At 62.3% G+C, this 17125-nt stretch carries 21 protein-coding genes and 1 pseudogene; 4 read left to right on the top strand and 18 right to left on the bottom strand.

Annotated features, from left to right (window positions below; all coding sequences use genetic code 11):
- Positions 1-126: 126 nt before the first annotated feature.
- A complete protein-coding gene (locus HNQ40_RS18400; protein ID WP_184678558.1) occupies positions 127-918 on the top strand; it encodes a type II secretion system protein in 792 nt (263 codons plus the stop codon).
- On the opposite strand, the gene HNQ40_RS14545 is transcribed toward HNQ40_RS18400, so the two are convergent.
- The 5 genes from HNQ40_RS14545 to HNQ40_RS14525 form a co-directional block, all read right to left on the bottom strand.
- Positions 915-2069, bottom strand: a complete 1155-nt coding sequence (locus HNQ40_RS14545) for a pyridoxal phosphate-dependent aminotransferase (RefSeq protein ID WP_184678557.1) — start codon at positions 2067-2069, stop codon at positions 915-917. The genes HNQ40_RS18400 and HNQ40_RS14545 overlap by 4 nt on opposite strands.
- A gap of 191 nt (positions 2070-2260) precedes the next feature.
- Complete coding sequence (locus tag HNQ40_RS14540; RefSeq protein ID WP_184678556.1) at positions 2261-2461, bottom strand: small basic protein; 201 nt, start codon at positions 2459-2461, stop codon at positions 2261-2263.
- A gap of 23 nt (positions 2462-2484) precedes the next feature.
- Positions 2485-3354 carry a hypothetical protein gene (locus HNQ40_RS14535; RefSeq protein ID WP_184678555.1) on the bottom strand — a complete coding sequence of 290 codons (870 nt, stop codon included), beginning with the start codon at positions 3352-3354 and terminating at the stop codon, positions 2485-2487.
- A 127-nt stretch (positions 3355-3481) separates the two neighbouring features.
- Positions 3482-3877 carry a holo-ACP synthase gene (gene acpS / locus HNQ40_RS14530; RefSeq protein ID WP_184678554.1) on the bottom strand — a complete coding sequence of 132 codons (396 nt, stop codon included), beginning with the start codon at positions 3875-3877 and terminating at the stop codon, positions 3482-3484.
- A 35-nt stretch (positions 3878-3912) separates the two neighbouring features.
- Positions 3913-4209, bottom strand: coding sequence for a hypothetical protein (locus HNQ40_RS14525; protein ID WP_184678553.1), 297 nt, complete (start codon positions 4207-4209; stop codon positions 3913-3915).
- 14 nt (positions 4210-4223) lie between these two features.
- On the opposite strand from HNQ40_RS14525, the gene HNQ40_RS14520 reads away from it, so the two are divergent.
- The 3 genes from HNQ40_RS14520 (at position 4224) to HNQ40_RS14510 (ending at position 7246) form a co-directional block, all read left to right on the top strand.
- Complete coding sequence (locus HNQ40_RS14520; protein ID WP_184678552.1) at positions 4224-4502, top strand: hypothetical protein; 279 nt, start codon at positions 4224-4226, stop codon at positions 4500-4502.
- Between the two features lie 9 nt (positions 4503-4511).
- Positions 4512-5684, top strand: coding sequence for an aminofutalosine synthase MqnE (gene mqnE / locus HNQ40_RS14515; protein ID WP_221435547.1), 1173 nt, complete (start codon positions 4512-4514; stop codon positions 5682-5684).
- A 95-nt stretch (positions 5685-5779) separates the two neighbouring features.
- The gene (locus HNQ40_RS14510; RefSeq protein WP_184678550.1) at positions 5780-7246 is read left to right on the top strand and encodes a sulfatase; all 1467 of its coding nucleotides are present in this window, start codon (positions 5780-5782) and stop codon (positions 7244-7246) included.
- A gap of 48 nt (positions 7247-7294) precedes the next feature.
- On the opposite strand, the gene HNQ40_RS14505 is transcribed toward HNQ40_RS14510, so the two are convergent.
- From HNQ40_RS14505 to rplF, 13 genes and pseudogenes are all read right to left on the bottom strand, one after another.
- Positions 7295-8539, bottom strand: a complete 1245-nt coding sequence (locus HNQ40_RS14505) for an NnrS family protein (RefSeq protein ID WP_184678549.1) — start codon at positions 8537-8539, stop codon at positions 7295-7297.
- Positions 8540-8694: 155 nt separating this feature from the next.
- Positions 8695-9366: a 50S ribosomal protein L17 gene (rplQ, locus tag HNQ40_RS18750; protein ID WP_184678548.1), complete on the bottom strand. Its 672-nt coding sequence runs from the start codon at positions 9364-9366 to the stop codon at positions 8695-8697.
- Between the two features lie 184 nt (positions 9367-9550).
- Positions 9551-10546, bottom strand: a complete 996-nt coding sequence (locus HNQ40_RS14495) for a DNA-directed RNA polymerase subunit alpha (protein ID WP_184678547.1) — start codon at positions 10544-10546, stop codon at positions 9551-9553.
- 199 nt (positions 10547-10745) lie between these two features.
- Positions 10746-11123, bottom strand: a complete 378-nt coding sequence (gene rpsK / locus HNQ40_RS14490) for a 30S ribosomal protein S11 (protein WP_184678546.1) — start codon at positions 11121-11123, stop codon at positions 10746-10748.
- A 183-nt stretch (positions 11124-11306) separates the two neighbouring features.
- Complete coding sequence (gene rpsM / locus HNQ40_RS14485) at positions 11307-11690, bottom strand: 30S ribosomal protein S13 (protein WP_184678545.1); 384 nt, start codon at positions 11688-11690, stop codon at positions 11307-11309.
- Between the two features lie 133 nt (positions 11691-11823).
- Positions 11824-11937, bottom strand: coding sequence for a 50S ribosomal protein L36 (rpmJ, locus tag HNQ40_RS14480; protein WP_184678544.1), 114 nt, complete (start codon positions 11935-11937; stop codon positions 11824-11826).
- An 80-nt stretch (positions 11938-12017) separates the two neighbouring features.
- On the bottom strand, positions 12018-12218 hold the full coding sequence (infA, locus tag HNQ40_RS14475) for a translation initiation factor IF-1 (protein ID WP_221435633.1): 201 nt from the start codon (positions 12216-12218) through the stop codon (positions 12018-12020).
- A 51-nt stretch (positions 12219-12269) separates the two neighbouring features.
- Entirely contained in the window at positions 12270-13058 is a 789-nt protein-coding gene (gene map, locus HNQ40_RS14470; protein ID WP_221435546.1) for a type I methionyl aminopeptidase, read from the bottom strand.
- A 121-nt stretch (positions 13059-13179) separates the two neighbouring features.
- Positions 13180-14610 (bottom strand): preprotein translocase subunit SecY, encoded by a 1431-nt coding sequence (gene secY, locus HNQ40_RS14465; RefSeq protein ID WP_184678542.1) that lies wholly within the window; start codon positions 14608-14610, stop codon positions 13180-13182.
- A gap of 56 nt (positions 14611-14666) precedes the next feature.
- Positions 14667-15161, bottom strand: coding sequence for a 50S ribosomal protein L15 (rplO, locus tag HNQ40_RS14460; RefSeq protein ID WP_184678541.1), 495 nt, complete (start codon positions 15159-15161; stop codon positions 14667-14669).
- Between the two features lie 360 nt (positions 15162-15521).
- Positions 15522-16010 (bottom strand): annotated as a pseudogene (gene rpsE / locus HNQ40_RS14455) (30S ribosomal protein S5); the annotation flags it as partial.
- A gap of 103 nt (positions 16011-16113) precedes the next feature.
- Entirely contained in the window at positions 16114-16470 is a 357-nt protein-coding gene (gene rplR / locus HNQ40_RS14450; RefSeq protein WP_184678539.1) for a 50S ribosomal protein L18, read from the bottom strand.
- A 74-nt stretch (positions 16471-16544) separates the two neighbouring features.
- On the bottom strand, positions 16545-17096 hold the full coding sequence (rplF, locus tag HNQ40_RS14445; RefSeq protein ID WP_184678538.1) for a 50S ribosomal protein L6: 552 nt from the start codon (positions 17094-17096) through the stop codon (positions 16545-16547).
- Positions 17097-17125: the final 29 nt, after the last annotated feature.

The following is a 17125-nucleotide window of genomic DNA, read 5'->3' as shown; positions in this document are numbered from 1 at the left end:
TTGAAACTAACCATCGCCCGCTCACGGTACCGATGAACGTTTCGCCGCGTTGAAAGCATAAAACTAGCAGACATTGAACCCCTCGGTCGATATGATGTCATCGCCGAGGGGAATCCGGTTATTCCTATGAGAAATTCTGGCAAGCCAACGCTTTTTCCGGGCTTCACCCTGATCGAGCTGCTGGTCGTGATCAGCATTATTGCGCTGCTCATCGGCATCCTGCTGCCCGCGTTGGCCAAAGCTCGAACTTCCGCACTCGCGACTAAATGCTTGTCCAACCAAAGGCAGGTCGGCATCGGTCTTTTCGCCTACGCCGCAGACCACGACGGTGCTATTCCAAGGGGCAGCAGTGCGGTCAACTTGGGGGCCCCGGGCGTTACACTTGAAAATACCGCCAACAATTACCTCTGGTTTATCAGTACCTATGCATCACATGGGGTGCTCATTACCAATGACTATGTCTCCAGCCCGGAAGTCCTTGATTGCCCCGATGGGCCCGAGCCCAAAATGACCCCCGGCACACTTGAAGACATCGGTACTCCCGGGGCCGTCGTCGCGGTCGCCTATACCTTCCGCAACCTTGACGAAACAACCAACGACAAGATTGAAGATCTTGGGACCAATCAATTGGGCGGACGGGCATCAATGTTGATGTGGGATGTCGCGATGGATGTTCCCGCCACGAACGTCTTCGGCATACCCGAGCAGTTCAATCTCAATCACAGAGGCACCGTGACAAACTCGCTCTACATCGACGGTCACGCCGAGTCTATTCCTTACGAGGAAGAGCACGTCCTTTTCCGGAAGTCCGATTACCCAACACTCCAAGGAATGTTGACCCGCACCGACAACATCCTCATCCGGTTCGACCACGCACAAGACGGCGGCACGCTCGAAAACGCCCCGCAGCTGCCTTAAGTCTTCGCCAACTCCACCAGGATCTCCAACCCCCGTTCCAGGGTCGCGTCGTCGCAGGCGTAACTCAAACGGAAGTGGGTGTCGTGTTGCGAAAACACGTTGCCGGGGATGATGAGCAGGTTCCGGGCGACCGCGGCTTCGACGAACTGCGTGCCGGTCAAGCCCAGGTGCTCGGGCACCTTGGGGAAGGCGTAGAACGCCCCGCCGGGGACGGCGAGCTCGAAGTGCGGGCTGAGCACCTCAACCACACGGTCACGCTTGCGGGCATACGCCGCGACGTGCTCGCTCATGTCCACATCCAGCGCCAGGGTCCCCGCGAGCTGCGTCATCGACGGCGCACACACGAAGCTGTACTGCTGCAGCTTGGTCATCTGCTCCACGATCGGCGTCGGCCCCGCGACATATCCCAACCGCCAACCGGTCATGCCGTAGGTCTTCGAGAAGCCACGCATCAGCAGCGCATCCGCCGAGGAACGCACCGGCGAAGGCATGGTCGCGTCGCTGGTGTACTGGAACACGTCGTAGATCTCGTCGCTGAGCAGCAGCAGCTCACGCTCGGCGCAGAACTGCGTCACCGCCTCGCAGATCTCCGCCGTTGCCATCACGCCCGTCGGGTTGCTCGGCGTGTTGAACAGCACCAGCTTCGTCCGCTCGGTCACCTTCTCGGCCAGCCGCTCGGGCGTCACCTGGAAATCGGGGTAGGTATCGACAAACACCGGCGTCGCGCCCGCCAGCGTGACCAGGTGCTTGTACATCACGAAGTACGGGTCGGGGATCAGTACCTCGTCGCCCGGGCCGACGCAGGTCATCATCGCCAGCATCAACCCGCCGGACACGCCGGAGGTGATCAGCAGCGACGCGTCGCCGGAGGTGAGCGCCTGGCCCAGAGTCTCGGGGAACTCGGCAGAGAGGTCCGCGGTGAGCTTGGCCCGCAGGTCGGCGATGCCCTGGGTCTGCGTGTAGCGGTTGAACCCCTGATCGATCGCGTCCGCCGCCGCCTTCTTGATCGGCTCGGGCACGTCGAAATCGGGCTGACCGATCGACAGATTGATCGGGTCCTCGAGCTGTGCGGCCAAGTCGAAGACGCGTCGGATGCCCGAGGCGTCGATAGCGCGGAGTCGGTCGGTGATGAAGCGATCAGGGTTAAGCATCGTGTGATCCAATTCAAACAGATAGGTAAAACCGGTGTCACGATTTACCCGTTAGCCGGCGATCTTGAATCGCCGCGTTACAAATCAACCAAAGAATAACCCACCCGTAAACACCGGGTGGGCCAATTCGTTTTCGTCGAGCATTGAGAAAGAGCGCTAGCCGAACCGTATGGCAGACCAGCCGAGCGGAATTACTCCGCTTCTTTCTTCTTCTTCGAGCTCTTGCCGGTGACCAGCTTGCGGTTGCCGACCTTGCGGATACCCAGCGGGTTGTCTTGCTCGGTATCGAACTCGCCGTTCTCGGCCAGCTTGGCGATACGCTCGGCACGGGTCAGGACGTTGCGGTGACGCGAGAGGCCGCCGCCGGATTTCAGGGATGCATCGAGGCTCATGATGGTTTCTCAGTGAAGAGGGTTTATTGGGGGTCGGTTGGGGTCGAAGGGCCGCCTTCGTAGCGGTCCCGGTAGATGTCACTCAGATCGGTGCCGATGCCGCCTTGCAGTTTCTTCCACTCACGGCCCAAGGACCGGAGGTAGTGTTCGTGCTCGGCGTAGGCCACGTTCCGCACTTCTTCGGCGGTGTATCCGCGTGAGACATCCACCAGCACGCGGAACGCATCATTATTAGTACTATCGAGAAAAGTTGCAACCCCGTGCTCCGCGAGAAACTCCTGGAGCGCCCAGATCCCGTTGACCTCACTGGTGACCTCGCTGGGACGCACCGTCGCCAGGACGAAGTAGTTCAAGCCCTTCAGACGCGGGTCCTGGGCCTTGGCCCCACCCAGCGGCTGAACCGGCTCAACGGGGGCCGAGCCCATCTCGACCACCGGCCCGAGGGATTCGGCCTGGTTCATGCCACCCTCGATCGTTGATTCCACAGCAAGTGCCTGCTGTTGCTCGTCTTGCGCCGAAGCCTGTTGCTGTTCGGCCGGCACCGCCGACCGCCCCGCCACGTGGTGCCCGATCTGGAACATCAAGCCCATCGCCGCCAGCCCCACCACACCCAGCAGCACCAGCACCGGCCACGGGAGGCGGACTTCAACCGTATTTGTGCCCCGTCCCCCTCCAAATCGCTCAGAAATGGACGAAAAACCTCGGAAATCGGCGATAAAACCGCCCAATCCCGCAAACCACCCGCCGATGGACTTGATCCCTCCCCAGGTTAATCCCAGCAAGCCGACGCTCCCGCCACGCACACGTCTCACGCCCGAACGGGGCAACGGCGTACCGCTTCCCACGTTCTGCATGATTTCGTAAGGCGGCGTCCGTCCTTGTCTGCGACCCATAGCTTCTACTTTATCGGGCTTACCCGGATCCTGGAACGAATAGTTTGCAAAAATGCCCGATGAACCGGGCCGCGTCAAGGCGGGGCCGGCGTTTTTCTCTCAGATTGCGGTTTTTGCCCCGCCGAGCTCACGACTCGCCCGTCGCGACACCGATCGCGCTGGCCACCGCATGGGTCTCGATGTGGGAGATGCTCAGCCACCACTCGGTGATGCCCAGCTCTGCCGCCACCTCGGCACACTTGCCGTGCAGCGCCACCGTCGGCCGGCCCGATGGCTCGCGGACCACCTCCGCGTCGGTCCACGCGATCCCGCCGCTCCAGCCGGTGCCCAGCACCTTGAGGATCGCCTCCTTGGCCGCGAACCGCCCCGCCAGGTGCTCCATCCGCCGCTTGGTGTTGCCATCCGAGTACGCCCGTTCCGCCTCGGTGAAACAGCGATTAAGGAACCGCTCGCCATGATCTTCGATCATGTGCTCGATCCGAGACTTCTCGACAATGTCCACGCCGTGGCCGATGATTCGCATGCCTAGAGTTTAGCGAAGTGAAGTCGCCACCTGTTTCAATTCGCCCAATCCCCCAACGCGGCCACCCCCCGGCCGACGCTGTCCTCGAGGCAAGCGTCGATCCGACTCACTGCGCCGCTTGCCACTACCCCAAAAAGGGCCTCGACCGAGACACGTGTCCCGAGTGCGGCACCGCCTTCGATGCCTCGCCCCTGAGCACCGCTGAACGCCAACGAAGAAGCAAAATGGCGATCCGCCTGGTCGTGATCATCGTGGCGATCCAGCTGCTTGTCTCGCTGCTCCCACTGCTCGTTTTCGTCTTCTGATTCTTGGCGGAGCTGCGGTCGGCTCAAGTTAAAATCCAATCATGGGACCCGACCTCCAAAGCAAGATTCTGATCCTGCTCAAGGGTTGGCTTTTTCTTCTTGGCGGCCTCCTCGCCTCGGCCGCTCTGCTCATTGAACATTTCCACTGGAAAACCGCGTTGCTGCTGGGCCTGGCCGTCTGGTGCTTCGCTCGGTTCTACTACTTCGCGTTTTACGTGATCGAGCACTACGTCGATCCGGACTACCGCTTCGCAGGGCTGTGGGATTTCTTCAAGTATTCCCTACGCCGTCAGGCCGAAAAGCCCACGCAGAAGCCCTAACATATGGCTATGCAAGACCCCGCCCTCGCCCCCATCGCCGAAAAGGTCTACGCCGGAACCCGCCTCAGCGCCGAGGACGGGATGGTGCTCCTGCAGACCCGCGACCTGCACACGCTCGGCGAGTTGGCCAACTTCGTCCGCCGTTCCCTCCACGGCGACACGGCCTACTACAACGTCAACCGCCACATGAACTACTCGAACCTCTGCATCCTCTCGTGCAAGTTCTGCGAGTTCCACCGCAAGCCCGGCCAGGACGGGGCCTACGAGTACTCCCTCGACGATATCCGCAAGCAGGCCCAAACCGCCGTCGACTCCGGGGCCACCGAGATGCACATCGTCGGCGGGCTCCACCCCAAGCTGCCCTTCTCCTACTACACCGACATGCTCAGCGCGATCCGCGAGACCGCGCCGCAGGTCCACATCAAGGCGTTCACCGCCGTGGAGATCGTGCACCTCGCGCGCATCAGCAAACGCGCGGTCCGTAAGGATTTTGCCGGGGCGGTGCGTGCGGTGTTTGAAGACCTGATCGAAGCGGGCCTCGGCTCGATGCCCGGGGGCGGTGCAGAAGTCTTCGACGACCGCGTGCACGACGAGGCCTTCCGCGGCAAGATCCGCAGCGACGAATGGCTCACCGTCCACCGCACCGCCCACGAGCTCGGCCTGTTCACCAACGCCACCATGCTCTACGGCCACGTCGAGTCGCTCGAAGACCGCATCCACCACCTGTGCATGCTCCGCGAGGAACAAGACCACGCGATCGAGAACAATTTCAAGGGCCGATTCCAAACGATCATCCCCCTTCCGTTCTTCCCGGACGGCAGCGAACTCCAGCACCTGCCCGGCCCGTCCGGCGTCGACAACCTCCGCATGATCGCCGTCGCCCGACTCATGCTCGACAACTTCCCCCACGTAAAAGCCTTCTGGATCATGCAAACGCTGCCCATGGCCCAGGTCATGCTCGACCACGGCGCCGACGACATCGACGGCACCGTCGTCTGGTACGACATCACCAAAGTCGAAGGCACCGACACCCACCAGGAAGTCACCGTGTCCGACCTCAAACGCGCGATCCACGAAGCGGGCTACACCCCCGTCGAACGCGACACGCTGTACCGCCACGTTGAACGGGACGGGGCGATGTGGAAGGTCGCGGAAGATGCAGGACAAGCGGTGACGGCTTAATCCACAAGCCCAATATCCGGCACAGCGTTTCCACGACTTCCGCGAAGTCGAAGGGTCGTGCTGCAATAGCCTCACATCCCAGACGTTGTGCATCCATGAAATACGACTCCCGCTGCCCCTGGGCATGCCTTTTAGCTTTAGCTGTTCTGTTCGCCGCATTGCCGATCTCAAACGCCGCCGCGAAGGATCAGCCTAATTTCATTGTGATCGTCGCCGACGACCTCGGCTGGCGGGACCTGGGGTTCATGGGCAGCGACTACCACCGCACGCCCCACCTCGATCGTCTCGCGTCCGGAGGGCTGGTGTTCACCCAGGCCTACGCCAATGCGCCGATGTGCGCCCCCACCCGTGCCGCGATCCTCTCGGGGATGTACAGCCCACGCACCGGGGTGTACACCGTTGGCGGTGGCGGCGGACGCGGGCAATCCGACGGGCCTGACCTCAGCAAACTCGCGCTGACCACGCCACGCAATCAATCGTCATTGGACTCGGACATCACCACGCTGCCCGAGGCGCTGCAGCAAGCGGGCTACACCACCGGCCACGTCGGCAAGTGGCACCTGGGCCGTACCTCGGGACGCACTGGGCCGACGTCGCATGGTTTCGACACCAGCGTCGGCGCCTCCCGCGGCGGCGGCACGCGGACCTACTATGCCCCTTACGGCATCGCCGACCTCGACGAGACCGCCAAGGACGGCGAGTACATCACCGACCGGCTCACCGACGAAGCGGTTGGCTTTATCGAAGAAAACAAAGGCGGGCCGTTCTTCCTCTGGCTCGCGCACTACGCGGTGCACAACCCCATCGAACCCGATCCGGCCGTGCTCAGAGACGTGAACCGCTGGCCCACGGATGAGCAACACGACAACGCCGAGTACGCCGCGATGCTGGTCTCGCTGGACAACAGCGTCGGGCGGATCATGGAGTCGCTTGATGCCCAAGGCCTAGCGGACAACACCGTCGTGGTTTTCGTTTCGGACAACGGCGGCAGCGATCGCACCACCAACAATGCCCCGCTCCGCAGCGGCAAGGGATCGCTGTACGAAGGCGGCGTGCGCATCCCCTGCGTCGTGCACTACCCCGGCGTCGTGGAGGCGGGACGCAAGACCGACGAGCCCGTGCTGCTCTTCGACCTGTACCCCACGTTCCTCGATCTCTCCGGGGCCAAAGCACCGCGGCAGCAAGCGGTGGACGGCGAAAGCTGGCGTCCCATACTCGAAGGCCAATCATCACTCAACGAGAACCGGCCCCTGGTCTGGTACATCCCCACCTACAGCACCACGCCCCGCGGCTCGATCTCGCACGGCCCGCGTGCCGTTGTCCGCAAAGGCGATTGGAAGCTGCTCTACGATTTCGAGAGCAAGGAATCCGAGCTCTACAACATTGCTGACGACCTGGGTGAGTCCAAAGACCTTGCCAAGTCGAAAACCACGACGGTTCGTTCACTGGAGCGTGAGCTCGAGAAATGGCTCAAGGCCACCGACGCCGACGTACCCGCCGCCAACCCAGACTACGATCCCGACACTGCGGATCAGCCGCGGCGGCGCAACCGTGACCGGTGACCTTTCACCAAGATCACTCGTCACCGCAAGAACATCCCGCGCGTCCGCTTACGTCGCCACGCCGAACCTGCCCACCGGCTTGGCCCCGCAAGAGCGTTTCGGGATGTGGGCGTCGCTCTCGGCATCGGGCCGCCACAGCATCGGGCCGTAGGCGATCAGGAAGAACACGAGGCTGACCACCCACAACACCTGCGCCACGACGACCCAGGTCAGGTAGTGCTCGATCCACACCATCGGGAACACGACTCGTACGACGCTGCCCAGGGTTAGCGCGGCGATCATCCAGCCGGTGAGTACCGGGTGGCGGTGGACACTGCGGTTCGTGTGTCCCAGGCTGACCCGCCCCATCATCGCCAGGATGGTCAGGCCCATCCCGCCGTACGCCCAGGCGTGGATCGCCAGCGCCGGGATGACCATGCCCCAGGCTCCGAGCGCCCGCAGCAGGAAGCCGACGTTGATCCAAAGCAGCCCCAGCCAGATGCCCCAGAGCAGCGGCTTGCGCCAGATGCCGAACTGGTGCCACAGCAGCAGTCGCGCTGTCAGCACGACGAACAATGCCAGACAAGGCCAGGCGATCCAGGCTCCGCTCGCCCGCGTTAAATCCGCGACAAAGTACACCGTGAACAACAACAACGACGACCAGTCCAAGGCCCGGATGTTGCGCACCGGCTTGGCGTTCTCCAGCCCGTACTTGATGAAGATCGGCACGATCTTCCGCGCTACCGCGATCGTCAGCCCCACCGACATCAGCAGCCCCGCCCACAACCCGAAGCGAACCCAGTCGGGCCGGTCCAGCAAGACCCCGAAGGAAAAGACGCACTGCCCGACCACAGACACGGCCAGCTTGCCAAGGATGTCGCACTTGGCCCAGGCCTGCGCTTGCACGATAGGCCAGAGGATCATCCCAAACAGCCCGAACACGAACAGCATGTCGAAGAACACGGCAAACGCGATCAGCGCTGTGCCGGGCAACATGCAGAGCCGACCGCCGAGCCACAGCCCCGCCAACACTGCCAGCGGCACGCCCGTCCACTTCTCCACCGCCGTCAGCAGGAACCCGGCGATGACCGCCAGCGTGTAGCCGTACACCATCTCGTGGCCGTGCCAGTCGAAGCTGGTCATCCCCTGCAGCGGCACACGCCCCCCCGCCGCGTAGACCCACGCCCATAGCAAGATGCTCACCACGCCCGTGGCCGCCGCGCCGAAGAAGAACGGGCGGAACCCCGCGTCCCAGATCGCCGGGCCATGTTTTTCCTGGTTTTCGCCTTGTCCCAATACGGTGAGCTCGATCATGGGGTAATTATAGACTAATTTATCCATTTTTCATGTTGATTGATTGGATGTTCTCCGGGTGAACTCACCGGGACCTCAGAGCAAGGCGCGCGTAAAAAAGCCGGCCTGTTTCCAGGCCGGCTTTTAGATTCAATTTTGGATCGAAGCGTCCGGGCTTACTCGCCCTTCTTCTCTTCGGTTTCCTCGGCCGCCGCTTCTTCAGCAGGGGCTTCGGTTTCGGGGGCTTCCGCTTCCGGGGCTTCGGCGACCGCAGTGGCGGTGGCTTCTTCAGCGGGAGCTTCTTCTTCAGCGGCCTCTTCGGCGTCGCCCTTGCGGAGCTTCGCGGCGAATTCCATCCGCTTGTTGGCCTTGTCACGGCGACGCGAGTTGCTGCCGGAGACCTGCGGGCCGGCCTCTTCGGTGCCGACGAGCTGGATCACGCAGAGGTCCGAGCCGTCGCCGATACGGGAGATGCCCAGCTTGATGATGCGGGTGTAGCCGCCGTTGCGGTCGGCGTAGCGCGGGGCAATCTCGTCGAACAGGTGCTTGACGATCTTGGTGCCGCCGGTGACTTCGCCGTACTTGTTGCGTTCGACGTTTTCGTCGTCCTCGTCACGGATCATGATCGTGTCGCCGCCGAGCTTGGCGATGACGCGACGACGCGAGGCGAGGTCGCCCTTCTTCGCGGCGGTGATGAGCTTCTCCACGAACGGCTGCAAGGACTTGGCCTTGGGGATGGTCGTGGTGATCTGGTTGTGGGTGAACAGCGCGGTGGCCATGTTACGCCACATGGCGATGCGGTGGTTGGTTTTGCGGCCGAGTTTGCGACCGTAGACGCCGTGTTTCATGTTGAGTCTCCTTTTCTTGACGTGACCCGCTCGGTGAAACGGCCGGTGGGTCTTGCCACTCACCCGTTGCTAAGCCGCAAGCGGCGAACTCGGGTGGCAAATGTAGGTCCGTACGCCGGACCGCGGCTATCGGGGGCCGCAAAAGACGCCGGGCGGCTTTCACCGCTCGGCGTTTGGATTCGACTTAGATTTCGACTTCGGTGGGCAGTTCCATGCCCAGCTCCAGGCCCAGGTCGGCGAGCTTACGCTTCACTTCGCGGAGGCTGGTCTTGCCGAAGCTGCGGACCTTCAGCAGGTCGGCTTCCTGACGGCTGACCAGGTCGGCGACGCTGGTGACCTTGGCCGACTCGAGGCAGTTGTTCGCACGGACCGACAGGTCGAGTTCGTTGAGCGACATCTGCAGCTTGCGGATCAACTCTTCGTCGACGCGGGCGGCGGCGGCGGCCGACTCGCTGGCGACTTCGGTGCCCAGCTCGAAGTACTGCACGAACGGGTTAAGGTGCTTACGCAGGATCTTGGCGGCTTCGACGACGGCCATCTCGGGCGTCACGGTGCCGTTGGTCCAGACCTCGAGGGTCAGCTTGTCGTAGTTGGTCTTCTGGCCGACGCGGGTGTCTTCGACCTTGTAGCGGACGCGGGTGACCGGGGAGAAGGTCGCGTCGACGGGGATCAGACCGACTTCCTGGTCTTCGTTGGCGTCGTACTGCTCGGAAGCGGGGACGTAGCCACGGCCCTTCTCAACGATGAACTCCATGTCGAAGTCGACCTGTTTGGTCAACGTCGCCAGGATCATGTCTTTGTTGTGGATGGTGATCGAGGTGTCGGCTTCGATCAGGTCGCAGGTCACTTCACCGGGGCCCTCGGCTTGCAGACGCATGGTCTTTTCGCCGTCGGCTTCGGAGGACACGACCATGTTCTTGACGCTGAGGATGATGTCGGTGACGTCTTCCTGAACGCCTTCGAGGCTGGTGAACTCGTGGGGAGCGCCCTTGATCTTCACGCCGGTGATGGCGGCGCCTTCGAGCGACGAGAGGAGGATACGGCGGAGCGAGTTGCCCACCGTGGTACCGAAGCCGCGTTCAAAGGGCTCGACAGTGAATTTGCCGTAGGTGTCCGACGCGGTTTCCTGGTCCAGGGTCACGCGGTGGGGAAGTTCGAGGCCACGCCAGCGAATACGCATAGCTATCTCCAAAAGTGCAGCGGTTGGGGGAAACTGTCCTCGGCTTCACGCTCGTAACGGGTTTGCTGCATAGCCCGCGTGGCTTCTGAACCGGGGGGAATTTCGGATTTAGGATTGCGGATTTCGGAACAATCGTCCGAGTATTCAAAGCGATACGGCTGGGGATTCCGAAATCCGAATTCCCCAATCCGAAATCGACTTACACGCGACGCTTCTTCTTGGGGCGGCAGCCGTTGTGCGGGATGGGGGTGTGGTCTTCGACCGCGGTGATCTTGATGCCCGAGTGGGCCAGACCGGTGACGGCCGACTCACGGCCGGGGCCGGCGCCGCGGACGCGGACTTCGAGCTCGACCATGCCGTACTTCTTGGCCTGGCCGGCTGCCTCTTCAGCGGCGCGGGTGGCGGCGAAGGGGGTGGACTTCCGCGAGCCCTTGAAGCCGACGGTGCCGGCCGAGCCCCAGCAGAGGGTTTCGCCGTTGACGTCGGTGATGGTGACGAGGGTGTTGTTGAAGGTCGCCTTGATGTAGGCGATGCCGCGGGTCACGTTCTTGCGGACTTTCTTGGATTTCTTGGCCATCGGACGGGTTCCTTGAAGTTGGTGGCGATTCCGCTCTCCGCACGGTGCGGCGGGAATCTGGCTTCGGGTGGCACGAGGTGGGTCGTGCGGGAGTTGGTACTAGTGTGAAGAGCGTTGATTCAAGATCGACGGTTAACGGGTTGCGTTGCAACCCGACGCGTGCGCGTCGAGTAACACGTTGTGTTACTTCATGCCCTTGACCGACTTCTTGCCGGCCACGGTCTTCTTACGGCCCTTACGGGTGCGGGCGTTGGTCTGGGTGCGTTGACCACGCACGGGCAGGCCGCGGCGGTGACGGTCGCCGCGGTAGCTGCGGATGTCACGCAGACGGGCGATGTCTTGCTGGACCTGACGACGCAGGGCACCTTCGATGACGTACTTGGCTTCGAGCAGGTTGGCGATCGCAGCGAGTTGGTCTTCGTTCAGCTCTTTAGCGCGTTGCTGCGGGTCGAGGCCGAGCTCGTTGCAGATGTCCATCGAGAACTTCGGGCCGATCCCGTAGATGTAGGTCAGCGCGATGCGGTTGGGCTTGTTGTCGGGGATTTCGGTACCGGCGATACGGGGCATAATCGTTTCCTTGAAGTTGAGGCGGTTCCACTTTCCACACAGCGTGGCGGGAACCTGGCTTCGGGGGTGGTTCTTTGTAGACCGCGAAGGACGATCGCGGTGTGGTACGGTTCAGTGCAAAATCGTTAGCGGATCAACCCTGGCGTTGCTTGTGCTTGGGGTTGGTGCAGACGACGCGGACGACGCCCTTGCGGCGGATGATCTTGCAGTTTTCGCAGATGCGTTTAACGGAGGAGCGGACTTTCATGGGGTTACCTTTCGTACCTGACGCCTCGCTGGGAAGACCTCGCTCAGCGTCGGCGTGATTGTTGTTCGGTTCTCAATGGATCAGTGGCGGTAGGTGATGCGGCCTTTGGTCAGATCGTAGGGGCTGATGTCCACGGTCACGCGGTCGCCGGGGAGGATGCGGATGTAGAACTTGCGCATCTTGCCGGAGATGTGGGCGATGATCTCGTGGTCGTTTTCCAGCTTGACCCGGAACATTGCGTTGGGCAATGATTCGAGCACTTCGCCGTCAAACTGGAGCATGTCTTCTTTAGGCACGTGGATCTCTGTGGGGTTACGTTCGGGTCGTTTGGTCTACCGGCCGTCGGTCAGGACGTCGGCTCCGTCGGCGGTCACGGCGACGGTGTGTTCGTAATGGGCCGACGGTTTCCCGTCCATGGTCACGACGGTCCAGCCGTCTTTCAGCGTTTTGACTTCCTGGGTGCCGAGGTTGAGCATCGGTTCGATGGCAAGGACGATGCCTTCTCTCAGCAGGATGTCGTTTTTGATCAGGTCCCGGCTGACAAAGTTGGGGACCTTGGGTTCTTCGTGCATGTTCGAGCCGATGCCGTGCCCGACAAAATCTTTCACCACGCCGTACCCGCGGTCCTCGGCGTATTTCTGCATCAGGCGGGCGATCTGACTCCAACGCTTGCCCGGCTTGATCTGGTCGATGGCGATCTGCAAACAGTGCTGCGTCGCTTCGCACATCTTCCGGGTTTCTTCGTCGACGTTGCCCACCAAGATGGTGTTCGCCGCGTCCCCGCACCAGCCGTCGTACTTGACGCCGCAGTCGATCCCGACCACGTCGCCGTCTTCGATCGGCCGATCATCCGCGATGCCGTGCACGACCACGTCGTTGACGCTGATGCACAAGGTGGCGGGGAAACCTTCGCCGGGGCGATAGGTCGGGTAGTTCTTGAACAACCCGATGCCGCCCTTTTCACGAATCAGTGCGTCGGCCGCGTCGTCGATTTCCTGGGTCGTCACGCCCGGCTTGCACATCTCACGACACATGTCGTGAACCTGCCGAACGATGCGACCCGCGACGCGCATCTTCTCGATCTCTTCTTTGGATTTCAGACGGATACTTGCCTTTTTCACCGGAACATCTCCCGGCACAAAGACTTAGAGAATCCGCCAACCGAGCCGATCTCGGTGAATCGATGATTATACGCTTGTTCCGCCATCTTGACAAACTCGCGAAAGGCGTCGGGCAGCCCGATCACGCCCCGCCACGAGCCCCCCGGATCTTGGGGCCGCCGCCGCCGGGGCCGCCGCCGCCGAGGAAGCCCGAGTAGTTTCGCATCATCAGGTTGGCTTCAATCCGCTGGACGAAGTCGAGCATGACGCTGACCACGATGAGCAGGCCGGTGCCGCCGAGGAACTGGGTCACCGTGAACGGGATGCCAAAGAGGCCCGACACGATGGTCGGGATGACCGCGATCACCGCCAGGAAGCCCGCCCCGACGTAGGTGATGCGTTCCATCACGATTTCGAGGTAGTCCGCCGTCCGCGGGCCGGGCCGCAGGCCGGGGATGAAGCTGCCGTTGTCACGTAGCTGTGTGGCCATCTCCTTCGGCTGGAACTGGACGGTCGTCCAGAAGTAGGCGAAGAAGTAGATCAGCCCGATGTAGATCAGGGCGTAGAGGTAGCCGTTCATGTTCGCGAACTCGCTCTGGAGCAGCGTCAGGAAACCCGCGAAGAAGCCGTAAACCGCTCCCGCGTCTTCCTTAGGAGGCATCGCCGCGCCGGTCCAGTTGAACAGCATCGACGGGAAGATCATCAGCGACGACGCGAAGATGATCGGCATCACGCCGCCGTGGTTCACACGCAGCGGCAGGTAGCTCTTCTGACCACCGTAGACGCGACGGCCACGGGTGTGCTTGGCTTGTTGGATCGGGATACGGCGTTGGCCCTGGGTGATCACGATCGAGCCCGCGACCACGACGATGAACGCCACGACCAGGAAGATCACCGTGTCGATGCCGTAGGGCTTCGCGGCGTCGCCACCGCTGACCGAGAAACCGGTAACGATCTGGGTAATCGCGCCGGGCATCGAGGCGATGATGCCCGCGGTAATGATGAGGGAGATACCGTTGCCGATGCCGTACTTGTCGATCTGCTCACCGAGCCACATCAGGAAGATGGTGCCCGCGGTCAGACCCAGCACGCCACACGCCCAGAACACGGCCGTGCCACGGTAGTTCGCGTAAACCAAACCGCCCTCGCCGCCCTGCTGCAGGAAGCTCAGCCAGAACGCCGACTGCACCAAACAGAGGCCCAGCGTGGCGTAACGGGTATATTCCTGGATCTTCTGCCGACCGGCGGGGCCTTCTTTTTGGATGGCCTTGAGACGCTCGGATACCGAGGCGAGCAGCTGGAAGATAATCGCCGCGGAAATGTAGGGCATGATGCCCAGACCGAAGATGGTGGATTGCGATAGTGAGCCGCCGGTGAAGATGCCGACGTAGCTGATCAGGTTGCCCACCGCCCCGCTCGCGGCAGACTCGGCCCACTCGTTGAGCGCCGACTGGTCGACCCCGGGCAGCGGAATAAAGAAGCCGATGCGGTAGATCACCAGCATGGACATGGTGAAGAGCAGCTTGTTACGCAGCTCTTTGATCCGCCAGATGTTGAAAAAAGCTTGGAGCATGGTGAGCTGAACCGGGGTTGGGGTTGATCGCGATCAGGCGTCCTGCCGGTGACGGATCACTCCGCTTTCGCGTCGGCCTTCTTCACACCCTTGGGGCGACGGCCGACGGGTTCGATGACCGTCACGGAGCCGCCCGCAGCGGTGATCTTTTCAGAAGCGGACTTGCTGAACTTGTCCGCGGTGACGGTGACCTTCTTGGTCAGTTCGCCTTCGCCCAGGACCTTGACCGGGAGCTTGGTGTCGCGGATCAGGCCGAGCTTGGCCAGCGATTCGGCGTTGACTTCTTCGCCGTCCTGGAAGCGAGCTTCGATCGCCTTGATGTTCACCACGGCGTAGTGCGTCATGAATTCGGCGTTGGAGAAGCCACGCTTGGGGAAACGCTTCCACATGGGGATCGCGCCGCCCTCGTGGGGGTTGCTGTTACCCGCACGGGCGCCGTAGCCCTTGTGGCCGCGACCAGCGGTCTTGCCGTAGCCCGAGCCGACGCCGCGCCCGATGCGCTTACGCTGCTTGTGGCGGCCAACTTTTTCGGTGATTTCGTGGATCATCATGGCGGATTACTCCGGGGGCCGGCGTCGTGCCGGGGTGGCGTTGAGCTTAGCCCAACGGCGGGTTGCAATTACGAGAACTTACTCAGACTTTTCTTCGGGTGCGGGAGCCTCGGCGGCCGGGGCTTCGGGAGCGGCTTCCGGGGCGGGAGCCTCGGCGACGGCGACGCCGCCTTCAGCTTCGGCGGGGGCCGGTGCAGCTTCGGGCTTCTTGCCGCCGCGGTCGTTGCGGTCGCGACGACCGCCCTTGCCCTTGCCCTTGCCCACGGTGTTGGTCGGGGCGACGGCCTTGGTCTTCGAGGTCGTGGTTTCGGCCTCGGTCATGAAACGCTTCGCAGCGGAGAGCATTTCGTCGACGGTGCTGGACTCGATGTCCACACCACGCAGGGCCGCGATCTCTTCACGGGTCCGCAGGTGCTTCAGGGCATCGATCACCGCACGGCAGAGGTTGATCTTGTTGGTCGAGCCGTAGGCCTTGGTCAGGCAGTCCTTCACGCCAGCCATCTCGAGCACCGCACGGACGGTACCACCGGCGATAACACCGGTACCGGGCGCGGCGGGGATCAGCTTGACGGACGACGCACACGAACGTCCCTTCACTTCGTGGGGCAGGGTGCCGGCACGGAGCTTGACGGCGAAGAGGTTCTTCTTCGCGTCCTTCTGCGATTTTTCGATCGCGGCGGGAACGCCACGGCCCTTGCCGTAGCCGACGCCGACGTTGCCGTTGCGGTCGCCCACGACCACGAGGGCCGAGAAGCTCATGCGGCGGCCGCCCTTGACCGTGGTGGCGGTCCGGTTAATCGCGACGGTGGTCGATTCGAGTGCGTTGGAATCTTCGAGGAATTCAGCCATTGGGTTTCTTTCTTGGTTTCCCCAGCATTCGCCGGGACGGACTTGCCTGGTCTCTGACGCAGGGCTTTCTGTGAATGTTTAGACGCGTTGGCGTCCGGAAAAATCAGAACTTCAGGCCACCCTCACGGGCGGCGTCGGCCAGGGCCTTCACGCGGCCGTGGTAGCGGAAGCCGTTGCGGTCGAACGCGACGGTTTCGATGCCGGCGGCCTTGGCCTTCTCGGCGATGGCTTTGCCCACTTCAGCGGCGGCTTCGGTGGTGCAGCCCTTCTCGAGCTTGGCCGACACGGTGCTGGCCTCGGCCAGGGTCTTGCCGGCGAAATCGTCGATGACCTGGGCGTAGACGTGCTTGCTGCTGCGGAAGATCGACAGGCGCGGCTGCTCGGGGCTGCCGAAGATGCGCTTGCGGATGCCGGTCTTGCGGCGGGTGCGGCGGAGGGTTTTGAGTTTGTTCTTTTCCATGATTGATATCCGATCCGGGGCGTTGTCGGGTTGCTCCGCAGCCCACGGCTTGGAGGAGAAAAATATCGTTTTGATTAGCTGCCGAAGGCCTTGCCTTGCTTGCGGATGATCTGCTCGCCCTTGTAGTGGACGCCCTTGCCGTTGTAGGGCTCGGGTTTGCGGTGTTGACGCATCGCTGCGGCGGTTTGGCCGACGAGCTGCTTGTCGATGCCCTTGACGCTGACCTCGGTGAGGTTCGAGCTGCTCTTGGCTTCAACGGTGACACCTGCGGGAATCGGCACGACACGGGTGTCGGCGAAGCCGAGCTTCAGGTTGACCTTGTTGCCCTGGACGGTGGCGCCGTAGCCCACGCCGTGGACTTCCATGTTGACTTCGTAGCCCTTGGTGACGCCTTCGATCATGTTGGCGATCAGCGAGCGGGTCAGGCCGTGCATCGCCTTGGCGGTGCGAGAGTCGCCGTCACGCTCGACGACGACTTGCTTGGCTTCTTCATCGACGCGGACCGACACCTCGGGGCGGTGTTCCATGGTCAGGGTGCCACCCTTGCCGTTGACCGAGATTTCACGGCCGTTGACTTTGACGGTGGCGCCGGCGAGGTCGACAGGTTTTTTACCGATACGTGACATAGTGTTCTCTCGTTTCTTTCAGGCGTCTG

Source organism: Algisphaera agarilytica, assembly GCF_014207595.1.
In the GTDB taxonomy this organism is placed as follows: domain Bacteria; phylum Planctomycetota; class Phycisphaerae; order Phycisphaerales; family Phycisphaeraceae; genus Algisphaera; species Algisphaera agarilytica.
Note: the sequence above shows the minus strand (reverse complement) of the source record. Positions and strands in the feature narration are given on the sequence as shown.